The sequence below is a fragment of the Faecalimonas nexilis genome (assembly GCF_059731825.1).
On record NZ_AP029189.1, the window covers coordinates 1,984,156 to 1,997,293 of the forward strand.

A 13,138-nucleotide genomic window follows, 5' to 3' on the forward strand; every position below is an offset into this window, starting at 1 on the left:
TTTTTATCTCTTACCAGTCATCTCTATAAACATTAACCCAAAGCAAAGTCATATTTAACTTTTGAATTTCTCAATATTACAAAATATAATCTTGTCTTTTTCTAATTTCTAAAATCTTCTTTTTCCACTTTATCTCATATCCAATCTTCAAACCGATATACCTCATTTACCTTCTCTTCTGCCATGCTATTAGCCTGTGCCTGATGGACTACAATAGCCCCTACTCCAGTAACGATGATTTGATAATTTTCTTTCAATAAATAACCCATGGTGCCTATAATTTAATCTCAAGCGCTAATAGTACCTTTTCAACTCATCCGTTCCATTATTTCATTCCCATGATCCTTAAGCCATTTCCTATGCTTCTTATAATCCGGCATCATCTGCTCCACCTGTTTCCAAAATGCTTTGGAATGATTCATTTCTATCAAATGACACAATTCATGTATCACCACATAATCTACCACTTCATCCGGCGCCAACATCAATAAACAATTAAAATTCAGATTCCCTTTGCTGCTGCAACTTCCCCATCTGGTTTTCTGATTTCGAATTGTAATTCGCCCATACTGAACATTCATCAAACCGGCATAATGCTTTACTTTCACTGAAATGACCTTTAAAGCAAGATCAGCTAATTTATGAATCTCTGTCATAGATAGTTTTTCGATGGTTTTCAGTTCCTTTCGTCTTTCTTCAACTTTTTCCAATCTATTTCCACTCTTTCCAAACTTCCGGCTGATATCCAACTGTTGCCTGTTTCCCATTCCTTACAATTGGCGTCAATAAAACTTTCTGATTCTCTAACACCTTCTCATCTTTATCTTCATCTGCAATGTACTGAATCATTGCCAGTGCATCTTTGTCCTTACATTTAGGATTCAGCATTTTTTCCAATCCGCCTACTGCCTGTTTGATACTATTATATTCTCCCTTACTAAGTCCCTTTTCTTTCATATCAACAAATTGATACTTAATATTCCGTTCCTTAAAATAACGCATCGCTTTTTTCGTATCAAAGCATTTATTAGTTCCAAATATTTGAATATTCATAATTTTAATCCTCTCTTTTCTACAATAATTTATAAATGATAAAGATTACCAGAGCTAAAACCATACTTGTTAAAGTTCCCAATAAGTATTTATTTCTGAACTCTGATTCTTTAAGATCATTTGTTCTAGCCCAGGTTTTTATTGTAATAATAATTGCTACTGCCGGAAAATTGTCAAAATACGCGAAAATTACAGTCAAAATTCTTTCCATAATTCCAATCATCGATCCAATATCAAATATACCCATCTCCTCGCTCTCTGGATATATATCTTGCAGCAATTTATTAATTAAAATTGAACAAGGCATCAACAACATAAGACCGACAAACACTACTTTTAAGGCTACGTAATAATCGTCAATATAACAGCTGAATGTTACAAATCGAAGGAGCAGACCTATCATTCCGATATACAATGCCTGATCAGCCAAAAACACTAACGTTTGCTTATTCTTTCGATTAAAATAACAAGTTCCGGTATCAATCAATATATGTGTTACCCATAATACAGTAATCATAGCAGTTGCATATACAGCCCCCATAATAAAGTATAAAACAACAAAAGGTGCTATGTATAACAACGAATGCAGCATCAGATACTTCCAGTTTACCCATGAGTGTTTTCCACATTTCTTACATTTCCCGCAAGCCGAGCTCTTTTTCGCATTTTTGCACCGTGCAACCTTAGTTGTCTGCAAATAAAAATCACCTAACAAATGCAAAACTATCAAGAGTAAATAATTTACCATATATCCTCCCCAAGCAATTCAAATATCGCTTTATCCATTGTTCTACTTTCTTTTATCTTTCCCGAAGAAATATATCTATCGATATTTTGACGTGTTGTATTCATAATTCGGGCAATCTCTGTCGCCATTCCAAATGCCCAGAATTCATCCATACAAAACGTTACTTCTTTATTCTCTTTCTTCATATAGTGCTCCCTGTTTTCAAAAGCAAAAGCATACTCTACGTTTAAGATCATATTTTCTCTATATTTGTCTTTCCCCTTATTTTTCTGCCCTTGTTCTATCAAAATCTGCCTGCTTTCCAATATGAATTCATAAAATTTTTTATCTTCTTCCCGATAGACAAGCGGTAACATAATATCTGCAACAAGTTCTATGAGCTGCGCAGTCTGTGATTGACTTGTTTTCACCTGCATATCTGAGGAACACAAAACATTTAAATATTTGTCATATAAAGATTTTGTATGAAAACATATCGCATTATTTTTTTGTTTGCCAATTGAAACAATTGCAGCCCTTGCCAGATAATATGCTTCTCCATCAAATGCAGCCGATGTCCATTCTTCCACATCATACTTTATTTCTCCATACCCTATTCCACATCTTATTTTAATTGGATAAATCAAAATCTGTAGTTTTCGAATATATACAAATGCCGATTGCAGATCTAAAAATAATCCTTGGAATTCATCTCCCGCACTAGATACCACTTCTTTTTTTATGCTATCGCGATATATACCATTTAGATAATCGATACAATTCATTAACATCTGTTGCACTTCATATCGCTCACTATATTTTCGTGATTCTATCACATCAAACATAACAGCAGCATATCTCATACAAATCACCCCTTTTTCTACGTAAATCATATCGCATTTACAGTACAAAAGCAACTGATTTTAATTGCTTTTTTAAATAGCAATCTTTTTTCATTGCTTTTTAAATTTGCAACTCTATTATAATGCTTTTACAGAATCAAAAAAGACAAATTCAAAACACACCACTCAAGTATATCTGAATCTGTCTCTTTCTTTTTCAAACTTTCACCACATAGACCTTCTAATTTTTTACAACAAATTCTGTCCCACTAACTGATAAACAAACTCATTCGCCGGTTCTTTCTTTATCTTCTCCGGTGTATCAAGCTGAACGATTTTCCCTTGATCCATCACAAGCACCCTGTCACCAAGTTTCATCGCTTCTCTGATATCATGCGTAATAAAAACAATCGTAATACCAAGTTTACGATGAAGTTTTAAAATTTCGTCCTGCATTGCCTGTTTGGTAATTTCGTCCAAAGCTCCAAAAGGCTCGTCCATCAGCATAATTCTTGCATTTGCTGCAAGAGCACGTGCAATCCCAACTCTTTGCTGCTGTCCTCCCGACAGTTCAGAAGGGTATCTTGAGAGCATCGATTGATCCAGCCCTACTGTCTCAATCAATCTGCACGCCAATTCATGATTTGTCTTTTTATCTTTCTTTCCACTAATTACCGGAACATACGTTATATTCTTTTCCACTGTCATATGAGGGAAAAGCCCCTTATTTTGAATCACATAGCCAATCTTTCTCCGAAGCTCAATGATGTTCTCTTCGCCAATATCTTTTCCACCAATATAAACTTTCCCTTTTTCCGGACAATTCAAACCATTGATCATTTTTAACATCGTAGTCTTTCCGCAGCCAGAACGTCCGATTACCGTTAAAAACTCACCTTCCGGAATAGAAATAGAAAAATCATCTAATACCGTATGCTCTCCAAAGCTTTTTGTTACATGTTCCAGTCTTATCATTTCCATAGTTCTACTCCTCGATCAGTCCTTTTTTGATAAGGAAATCTTTTGCAACAACCGCTTCATCTTTTCCATCTATTTCCACCTGATAATTCAATTCTGCCATCTCCTGATCAGATAAAATTCCGTTCATCAACATAAGCGTTTTCTCTAAATCAGGATATTTTTCTAATGTCTCTTCTCTTACAACTGTAGAACAAAAATAGTTCACTTGATATCCTTTGTCATCTTCAAGCACCACTATATTATCTTTAGAAATCTGAGCATCTGTCGTAAATCCATTCGTCACCTGAATGTCATCATTTTCCATTGCTTTATATTTCAATCCGATATCAATATCTTTTACATTTTTAAATTCCAATCCATATGCTTTGCACACACCCGGAAAACCATCTTCTCTTTCAATATAGTCCGGATTTCCTCCAAACACCAGATCTTTTGAAACTTTCGCAAGATCAGAACAGTTCTTTAACTGATATTTATCTGCAACCTTTTTGCTAACTGCAAGAGCATATGTGTTATTAAATCCGTAAAGTCCAAGCCATGTCATTTGAAACTTTTCCTGATATTCTTTCTGTAATTTTTCAAGTATTTCGTCATCTGACACCTCGCCTGCCTGATTTCCCAGTACCATTACCCAGCCACTTGAAGTATATTCCGGATACAGATCAAACTCACCTTTTTCCATTGCCGGATGAATATTACTCGTTCCTCCTCCAATTCCTTTTGTCACTTCAACTTTATAATCCGTTTTGTTTTCAATCAATTGCTTTAACATTTCCCCTAAAATATACTGCTCTGTCATCGGTTTAGTAGCAATTTTTATCGTTCCTGTTATCCCCTTTCCTGTTTCTTTTTTTTCACTTCCACATCCTGCTGCCGAAACTGTCATCACTACAACTAACAGACATGCAGCCACTTTTTTTAATATTCTCATTTTACATTTTTCTCCTTCTTTTAATATATTTTTCTAATTGTCCAAGTAGTAAATCACTTAGCAAAGCAACTGCGGCAATCACAAGGCTTCCTCCAAAAGTCATCGCCGTGTCATACATCGTAATCCCGCGATAAATGGCAACTCCAAGCCCGCCTGCTCCAATAAACGATGCAATCGCTGCAACTGAAATAGTCATAACAACCATATTGCGAATCCCTGCAATAATCACATCTAGTGCGAGCGGAAGCTTAATTTTCATCATCAATTGAAGCTTTGTGCTGCCCATTCCTTCTGCCGCGCTGATTATTTCGCTGCTCACACCTTTCATTCCTGCATAGGTGTTTCTTACCATCGGCATAATTCCATAGAGTGTCAGTGCAATCACTGCCGTAGTATTTCCAATCCCAAATAATGGTATCAGCATTCCTAAAAGTGAAATAGCCGGAATTGTATAAAATATATTGGCTATACCTAAAATTGGAGCTGCTGCCCATTCATGCTCGGAAATCCATATTCCCAAAAGCAATCCAATAATTCCGGCTAAACAAATAGCTGTCATAGACAAACCAATATGTTCTAAAATCAACTGGATAAACCATTCTTTTCGCTCTCCATAAAGTGAAAAGACCTCTTTTAAAAATTCCAATTCTTTTCTCCTTCTCTTAACTTCTTAATTCCTGTCTCTCATTCTTTTATAAAGACATGATACAGAACGAATGTTTTATTGTCAATCTATTTTCGTTTTCTGCCCTTCATATTGTTTTACCAGTTCAATAAATCTTTCCATCTCCTGTGTTACCCATTTATTTCGACAGTATAACAACTGACTATACATCTCAACTGTAGGAATATCTGTCTGAATTTCTGATAAACGCTTTTTCCTCAATTCTTCTCTGACTGTAAATTCCGGCAAAAAAGAATACCCCATTCCTTTTTTTAACAGATGGATAATCGTTTCTGTATTTCCAATTTCTAAAATCGGAAAAATTTCTAAATCTCGATCAGCTAATAATCTCTCAAGCTCATATCGATACGCAGCTCCCTGTTCGGTTAATAAAAATGGTTTTTCTACGAGTTCTTGAATCGTCATCTGTTCTTTCTCATATGTTCCCTCTTCAGTTAAAGTCACAAATGATATTCTTTCTTTTTTCTGCACTGCTTTTACCCATTCCGCACTGCATATCTTTCGATCTAGGGTAAATACAAAATCAATCGCATTACTTTTTGCCATCTCCATCAATTTTTCTGTTGTCCCTGATTTTATAACCGTTTTCACTTTCGGATATTGTTTGTGAAAAGAAAGCAATAGTTCCGGAAGCAATGCTGTGCAGACAGATTCCACCCCTCCAATCCGGATTGTTCCGCTCACTTCTTTTTTATCTTTGGCAAACAAAGAAGCCCGACTTGTCACTCGCATAATTTCATTCGCATAAGAAGTAAATTCCGCACCTCTTTCTGTTAAATACACCCGTTTTCCAATCCTTTCAAACAGTGATATCCCAAGTTCTTTTTCCAATTGCCGTATTTGAATCGTCACAGCAGATTGAGAGTATCCCAATTGTTCTGCTGCCTTTGAAAAATTTTGTGTTGCTGCCACTTTTAAAAATGTATTGATATTTCTAAGTTCCATTCAATCCCTCAATTCTTTACATATCTATTCAAAGATAAATAAATATTTTTTATATATATAATGAAATTTATGAATTTAACAAATATATGAAAGTAGTATACAATAATCTCTCGTAAGCGTAAAGCTTTTGATTATATAAAATTACAGAAAGGAACGATACCTATGATTAACAGCGAAAATGTATTAAATAGTACGCAATTAGAAGAAGCAATTCAAAAATTTGTACATACTTTTTGTTTAGAAAAACACGATATACATTCCCAAAAAGTAACATGGCATACCGACGAAGGACAGGCAGAAAAAATCAAGCAAATCGGAATCCCGAAAGACGGACGCCCTGTAGATGATGTGATTACAGAAATGGTGAAAGAAGTTTACCGTTACCGAGGAGATGCTAACCACCCTCGCTTTTTCGGATTTGTTCCGGGGCCTGCCTCTTCCGTATCCTGGCTTGGAGATATTATGACCTCTGCATATAACATCCACGCCGGCGGAAGTAAATTGGCACCAACCGTCAATTGTATTGAGCAGGAAGTAATCCAATGGCTTTGTCACCAAGCCGGTTTTTGCGAAAATCCGGGTGGTGTATTTGTCAGCGGAGGTTCTATGGCAAATATTACTGCTTTAACTGCCGCACGAGACAATAAATTAAATGAGGAGACACTGCATCTTGGTGTTGCGTATATCTCAGATCAAACACATAGTTCTGTTGCAAAAGGTCTTCGTATTATTGGAATTCCGAATACAAGGATTCGCAAAATCCCTACCAATTCCAATTTCCAATTAAAAACAGACCTTCTTGAATCCCAAATTCAAAAAGATCTCGAAAACGGTTTACTCCCTTTTGTCGTCATTGGAACAGCCGGAACAACAAACACCGGAAGCATTGATCCTTTGGAAAAAATCTCCCAAATTTGTTCCAAATACAATCTATGGTTCCATATTGACGGCGCCTATGGTGCTTCTGTCTTATTAAGTCCAAAATACCGCCATTTATTGAAAGGCACAGAACTTGCTGACAGTATGAGCTGGGACGCACACAAATGGCTGTTTCAAACATACGGCTGTGCAATGGTTCTTGTCAAAGACATCAAACACCTTTTTAAAAGCTTTCATGTAAATCCGGAATATTTAAAAGACATCGAAGGCGATGCGGAACACATCAATCCATGGGATATCGGAATGGAACTCACCCGCCCTGCGCGCGGTTTAAAATTATGGCTGACTCTTCAGGTTTTAGGAACAGATTTAATTGGAAGTGCAATTGAACATGGTTTTGAACTTGCCACTTGGGCAGAAGAAGCTCTCCGTGAATTAGATCACTGGGAAATTGTCTCTAAGTCTCAGCTTGCTATGATAAATTTCCGTTATACTTCCGATGAAATAAGCGAAGAAGCTTTAGATTTGTTACACGAACGTATTTCTGAACGCATTCTCGCAAGCGGATATGCTGCCGTATTTACAACTGTCTTAAATGGGAAAAAAGTATTGCGAATCTGCGCACTCCATCCCGAAACGACTCGAGATGATATGCGCACAACGATTCACATGCTTGATACATTTGCCAGAGAAATCCTAGCAGATATGAAAAAACAAAATAGCTAAGTCTTAATCAATATATTTAAGCACACCACACAATGTGTCTGCTACGCCAACAACTCTTTTCTGGCTTTCCGCATCAGGTTCTGTCAAATCCGGTACCATTACCGTTTTACACCCGGCATCTGATGCGGACCGAATCCCATTCGGCGAATCTTCTACCGCCATACATTCTTCCGGACGATATCCGATTTTTTCACACGCGTAAAGATATACATCTGGAAACGGTTTTCCCCGTTCTACCATCGTCGCACAGATAATCGAATCAAACCAATCGTAAATTCCGATTTCTGTCAAATATTGTTTGGTCCGCTCTTCATCTGTCGCCGTTACAACTGCAAGCTGCAGTCCTTTTTCCTTGAGCTTTTGAAGTGTCTCTTTCACTTCCGGTTTTATCTCAATCCCATTCTTCTCAATATGGTCTTTCATCAATTTTTTTCTTCGTGCACGAATTGAAAAATAATCATATTCTTTTCCGTATTTTTCCTGAAACGCCACAGATGCGAACTTACTTGCAAAACTTCGAAATTGATAACAGTCTTCCATCGTCAAAGACAATCCTGCTTCTGCTGCCGCCTGCTGCCAGAACTGCGTCAAATATTTCTCTGTATCAATCAAAACTCCATCCATATCAAACAGCACTGCTTTTATCATTTTTTTCCTCCTCTTTTGTCAACATCTGAGACACCGTCCAGGCAGAAATCGGAACCGCCAAAAGACATGCGATTACCCCGACAAACATCATCGCCAGACCTTGAAATAAAAATTTAGAGTTTAGAACCATTTCTAAATTATATTTCCCCTGTTGTAAATACGCAAACATCATCATCGACTCCCCAAAATATGCAAACAGCAACGTATTAACGGTTGTTCCGATGATGTCTTTTCCAACTTGAAGTCCGGAATGAAAATATTCCCTCCGGTCAAGCCCGCTTTTATGCACAGACACTTCATAAACAGCCGAAGTCACAGAAAGCGCTGTATCCATCACAGCTCCCAATGCACTTAAAATAACAATGCCTGCTGCAATCTGCTGCATATGAATATCAATATCCATCGTATAATAGAGCTGAACATCTTCCTGTATCATTTGAATCTCGTTTAGTCCACCGCTTCCTGTTTTCCATACACCCAGATAAATACAGATGGATAAAGCAAACATAATCAAAGCAACCGACAACAATGCCGAACGAGTTTTCAAATTATTTCCATTCTGTTTCAGCAAAGTAATATAACTGATGCTGAGTGTCGCCGCAAAAATCACCAAAAACGGAGGCGCTCCATTTGCCAATAATATCACGGTAAACGCAAGTACAGCAATATTGCCGCACAGTGCAAGTACAGCCACCGCGCCTCGGTCTCCTCCGATTAAAATCAGGAGAAGGAACAATACAAGTGCAAGTACTCCTATCATTTTTCTCTCCCCTTTCTAATCTGCAGTTTGAACAAAGCGGAAGCAACTACGATTGAAATCGGTATCGCTGCCACAATTCCGATACTCTCAATCAAAAATCTTGAAATCTCAAACGGAATATACAATCTTACATTTGTGAAAAACGCAACTTCGTTGTTCATGCGAATCAAAAAAGATGGAATCAAACCAGCTGCAAACGTAAATAGAAGAACACTGATCATAGTTCCCATGATATCGTATCCTACTTCCCTTCCGGAAAGATACAGTTTTTTTATAGAGATATCCGGCTTTTTCCGAATCAGTTCTCCCATTGCCGCCGACAATGTAACAGCAACGTCCATAATAGCACCAAGCCCCGCAAACAGAACTTCTGCGACAAACACATCTTCCGGATGCTCCGTACTTCCAAGATACTCCATCATGGAATAATCAAGCGCCGCGGTATGATTCATAGTAAATAGGAAAATTCCCATAATCAGCGCCAGAACACAAAGCGTCGATAATATAGCCGCCACTGTTTTTCTGTCCAGTCCGGTTAAAAAAAATATCGTGACCAGTGTAAACACAACCGCAAGCACATTGCAGACTCTTAAAATATCATATCCCCGCAAATACAACAAAAATCCGGCGCTATAAATCACCAGATTGACAATCATTGTAAAGATCGTTCGCAGCCCTTGCTTTTTTGTAATTCCAATAAGCAAGAATAAAATCACACCGAAAATTGCCGCCAGATACGTATCTCTCTTTAATGTTTTAATCGTGCCGGTTGCCTTCCCGCCATTTGAATTAAGCAGCACCTTGTCCCCTTTATGATACTTTTGTCCGGTAATCATCGAAGAGGTATATGTATTTTTCAATACGATATTCTGTCCTTTTTCTGTTCCATTTAGTATTCTGGCTTCCATAGTCTGTTTATAATAGAGTTCTTTTCCGCCCCGCACTGCCTTTCTAGATGCGGTCTGTTCTTCTTTCACATGCGTGATTTTTGCAATCGGTGTTTTATAAATCCACGCATCATTCGCAACAAACAACAATACCAAAATATACAAAAGAACTCCAAGGCACCACTTTTTCTTATAACAATTTTTCATAAATCGCTTTGGCAACCCCGCTTTCATCATTACTTGCCGTCACATATTTTGCAATCTTCTTGATTTCTTCATTGGCATTTCCCATCGCAATTGGATATCCGGCTCTCACCAGCATAGAATGATCATTCTCATTATCACCAATTGCCATCACTTCCTCCATGTGGATTCCCAAATATCTGCAAAGATGCTCCAACGCTTTCCCTTTTTGTGCATCTTTCTGTGTAATTTCTATATAGCCACTGGTAGAAATCGCCAATTCCAGATCATCAAACGGCTCCAATTTATTTTTGATACTCTCTAATTTTTCTTTCTTTCCAGAAAATACTTGAATCTTCTCAATCGGCTTTCCGCTTTTTTTCACAAACCCACACAAATCTTTGATTGCCTCACGCATTTTAAAATCTCCGTGATATGCCAGCTTTCGATAAAGCGCCTGCACTTTGGAATTGTCATAACATTTCCCCTCCTGATGAATGGCAATCCCAAGTGCGTCTTGTTGACAAATTTTCAAAACATCACACGCTGTTTCATTGGAAATAAGTTTCCGGTATAAAACCTCTTTCTCTTTCCAGTCATAAACTTTTGCACCGTTTGACGTAATAATATACGAAAGTTCCTCCATTCCCCGCATATTTGCAGGCAGCCCTTCCAGACATCGTCCGGTTACCGGAACAACGTGGATTCCTTTCGCATACACCTCACGCAAAGCCTCTTTCGTTACCTTTGTCATTCTGTGTCTGCTATTTACAGCAGTCTCATCCATATCCACTGCAAGTAATTTAATCATTTTCATCAACCCTCTTATTTATTCAATTTTGCAGCTTTGCAGAATAATATAAAACCAATGACAAACAAAATCGTAATCATGGCAACTCCCGCATTCGCTGTGTTTGTAAGCTGAGCAATCACTCCCACGAGCGTCGTCCCAAGAAAAGACGCTCCTTTTCCGCAAATATCATAAATGCCGAAATACTCCCCTGCTTTTTCAGCCGGAATGATTTTTGCAAAGTAAGAACGTGACAATGCCTGAATTGCTCCTTGAAACATTCCTACCAAAACAGCAAGAAGCCAAAACTCCCACTGCTTATCCAATTGAATCGCAAACAATGCAATTCCCGTATACGCCAAAATACAAATTTTAATCAATAAATCAGTCGCATATTTCTTAGAACATTTTGCAAAAATAAGTGCAAACGGAAACGCTACAATCTGTGTAACTAAAAGTGCAAGCAGCAATCCGGTAGAATCAAGTCCCAACGCACTTCCATACGCAGTAGCCATCTCAATGATCGTGTACACCCCATCAATAAAGAAGAAAAAAGCAAGCAAGTATAAAAAGATATTTTTTTCTCTCTTAATATCTTTTAAAGTATGACCCAATCGCTGAAAACTGTCACTCACCGGATGCGCCGGCATCTGTGCAAAATTCACCTGTTCATAATTTTTCAGCAGCGGAATCGTCACGATAAACCACCATGCGGCATTTAAGAAAAAGGCAATCATCATAGCTGTCCCCATCGTAATTCCGATTTTATCGTACATCAGCACGAAGACAAGCGAAATAATAAACGGTACACAGCTTCCGATGTATCCCCACGCATATCCGTAAGAAGATACCACATCCATTCGGTCATGCTCTGTAACATCAACCAGCATAGAATCATAAAAAATTAAACTTGCATTATATCCGACTTTTGCAATGACAAAAACAGCTAAAAACACAACCCACGAAGTCGGAAATGCTAACGCCGCACAACCAATCACACCGACCATCATACTGATCGTAAACAGCGGCTTCTTATAATTCTTTGTATCTGCAATTGTTCCAAGAATCGGTCCAATCAATGCTACTATGATAGTTGCCGCGGAAGCCGCATATCCCCAATAAGCCAAAGAATTAACTTCTGATACGCCTGCAGTTCCGGTCAAATAATTAAAATAAATCGGTATGATCGTGGAAACAAGCAATACAAATGCAGAGTTTCCCACATCATAAAGAATCCAATACTTTTCCTTGTTCGTCAGTTTTTGTTTTTCCATACGCTCTCCCTTTTACTCAAATGTACGTTCGAATCGCTCATCCAGTTCCTTTCCCATTTTCACACTCTCATCAAAACTTTGTATCATCTGAACCGCCACAGAAACAGCATTGTCAAATCGACGCAAAAGTCCTATATTACTCTCAACACATTTTTGATTGTCAATCCGCTGGTTCATAATTCCTTTCAGCGAAGCATACTTTCCGGTAAGCTTTAGCACCGAATTAATTGCTGTCTGCTTAACTGCTCCAGGCGCTGTGAAAAGGTGCTTTAAACCTTTTAAATAAAACAACGAATTTCGAATCTGCTTTTTATCAACTGCCGGATGAAATGGCGCAATTGCTTCCACCGTATTCCAATCTGTTGGAACAAGTTTTGCAATCGGATAAGCAAGTGGATCTTTGTTATCAATACGAAGCAGTTTCTTTTCAAACTCTTCTTCGATTTCCACATGTTCCACTCCCGTCTTTCGAATCATCTCATCTACATAGGAGTGGCTTTCGCTGTCTAAAATATAATGGCAAAGAAAACCTAAGAGATATGCATATTCTTTCGTCTCTCTCCCTTTTCGGCGCACGATTTCCAACGCTCGTAAAAAGAATGGGTATGCCGAAACCGCATGCATATCTGTTCCGTATTTTGAAACTTTATTATTCGTATATAAACGATAAAAGAAAAAAATATCCGGACCTTGAAGTCCAATCCGGAACTGCGGATAATGACTCCGAATAATTTCCTTAAGATCCCCCTCTGTCTGTTGCCAGACTTTTTTCCCGAATCGTTCGTGTGCATAAAATGCAGGCATATGATCACTCCTCACTTGTTTTT

The 13,138-nt window shown here is 37.9% G+C and carries 15 protein-coding genes; 1 reads left to right on the forward strand and 14 read right to left on the reverse strand.

Annotated features, from left to right (window positions below):
- Positions 1-308: 308 nt before the first annotated feature.
- From AC6I5B_RS10045 to AC6I5B_RS10080, 8 genes are all read right to left on the reverse strand, one after another.
- Positions 309-710 carry a M48 metallopeptidase family protein gene (locus AC6I5B_RS10045; protein ID WP_004612393.1) on the reverse strand — a complete coding sequence of 134 codons (402 nt, stop codon included), beginning with the start codon at positions 708-710 and terminating at the stop codon, positions 309-311.
- Position 711: 1 nt separating this feature from the next.
- Positions 712-1,053 (reverse strand): arsenate reductase family protein, encoded by a 342-nt coding sequence (locus tag AC6I5B_RS10050; RefSeq protein WP_004612392.1) that lies wholly within the window; start codon positions 1,051-1,053, stop codon positions 712-714.
- A 19-nt stretch (positions 1,054-1,072) separates the two neighbouring features.
- Complete coding sequence (locus AC6I5B_RS10055; protein WP_117787846.1) at positions 1,073-1,801, reverse strand: DUF3307 domain-containing protein; 729 nt, start codon at positions 1,799-1,801, stop codon at positions 1,073-1,075.
- Positions 1,795-2,643 carry a SatD family protein gene (locus AC6I5B_RS10060; RefSeq protein ID WP_022250265.1) on the reverse strand — a complete coding sequence of 283 codons (849 nt, stop codon included), beginning with the start codon at positions 2,641-2,643 and terminating at the stop codon, positions 1,795-1,797. The genes AC6I5B_RS10055 and AC6I5B_RS10060 overlap by 7 nt, the downstream gene beginning before the upstream one ends.
- 228 nt (positions 2,644-2,871) lie before the next feature.
- Positions 2,872-3,603 carry an ABC transporter ATP-binding protein gene (locus AC6I5B_RS10065; protein ID WP_004612389.1) on the reverse strand — a complete coding sequence of 244 codons (732 nt, stop codon included), beginning with the start codon at positions 3,601-3,603 and terminating at the stop codon, positions 2,872-2,874.
- 4 nt (positions 3,604-3,607) lie between these two features.
- On the reverse strand, positions 3,608-4,534 hold the full coding sequence (locus AC6I5B_RS10070) for a glycine betaine ABC transporter substrate-binding protein (RefSeq protein ID WP_004612388.1): 927 nt from the start codon (positions 4,532-4,534) through the stop codon (positions 3,608-3,610).
- A 1-nt stretch (position 4,535) separates the two neighbouring features.
- The gene (locus AC6I5B_RS10075) at positions 4,536-5,180 is read right to left on the reverse strand and encodes an ABC transporter permease (protein WP_022250267.1); all 645 of its coding nucleotides are present in this window, start codon (positions 5,178-5,180) and stop codon (positions 4,536-4,538) included.
- 81 nt (positions 5,181-5,261) lie between these two features.
- Complete coding sequence (locus AC6I5B_RS10080; RefSeq protein ID WP_117787850.1) at positions 5,262-6,164, reverse strand: LysR family transcriptional regulator; 903 nt, start codon at positions 6,162-6,164, stop codon at positions 5,262-5,264.
- Between the two features lie 162 nt (positions 6,165-6,326).
- Between AC6I5B_RS10080 and AC6I5B_RS10085 the strand changes: the two genes are divergently transcribed.
- Entirely contained in the window at positions 6,327-7,769 is a 1,443-nt protein-coding gene (locus tag AC6I5B_RS10085; RefSeq protein ID WP_004612385.1) for a pyridoxal phosphate-dependent decarboxylase family protein, read from the forward strand.
- Positions 7,770-7,772: 3 nt separating this feature from the next.
- Here AC6I5B_RS10085 and AC6I5B_RS10090 read toward each other — a convergent pair whose 3' ends face one another.
- From AC6I5B_RS10090 to AC6I5B_RS10115, 6 genes are read right to left on the reverse strand one after another with little or no spacing between them, the layout of a single operon-like run.
- The gene (locus tag AC6I5B_RS10090; protein ID WP_004612384.1) at positions 7,773-8,417 is read right to left on the reverse strand and encodes an HAD family hydrolase; all 645 of its coding nucleotides are present in this window, start codon (positions 8,415-8,417) and stop codon (positions 7,773-7,775) included.
- Positions 8,395-9,177: a YibE/F family protein gene (locus tag AC6I5B_RS10095; protein WP_004612383.1), complete on the reverse strand. Its 783-nt coding sequence runs from the start codon at positions 9,175-9,177 to the stop codon at positions 8,395-8,397. The genes AC6I5B_RS10090 and AC6I5B_RS10095 overlap by 23 nt, the downstream gene beginning before the upstream one ends.
- Positions 9,174-10,301 carry a YibE/F family protein gene (locus AC6I5B_RS10100; protein WP_243132344.1) on the reverse strand — a complete coding sequence of 376 codons (1,128 nt, stop codon included), beginning with the start codon at positions 10,299-10,301 and terminating at the stop codon, positions 9,174-9,176. The genes AC6I5B_RS10095 and AC6I5B_RS10100 overlap by 4 nt, the downstream gene beginning before the upstream one ends.
- Positions 10,255-11,064 carry a Cof-type HAD-IIB family hydrolase gene (locus tag AC6I5B_RS10105; protein WP_004612381.1) on the reverse strand — a complete coding sequence of 270 codons (810 nt, stop codon included), beginning with the start codon at positions 11,062-11,064 and terminating at the stop codon, positions 10,255-10,257. The genes AC6I5B_RS10100 and AC6I5B_RS10105 overlap by 47 nt, the downstream gene beginning before the upstream one ends.
- A gap of 8 nt (positions 11,065-11,072) precedes the next feature.
- Positions 11,073-12,311: an MFS transporter gene (locus AC6I5B_RS10110; protein WP_004612380.1), complete on the reverse strand. Its 1,239-nt coding sequence runs from the start codon at positions 12,309-12,311 to the stop codon at positions 11,073-11,075.
- Positions 12,312-12,323: 12 nt separating this feature from the next.
- Positions 12,324-13,115 (reverse strand): zinc dependent phospholipase C family protein, encoded by a 792-nt coding sequence (locus tag AC6I5B_RS10115; protein ID WP_004612379.1) that lies wholly within the window; start codon positions 13,113-13,115, stop codon positions 12,324-12,326.
- Positions 13,116-13,138: the final 23 nt, after the last annotated feature.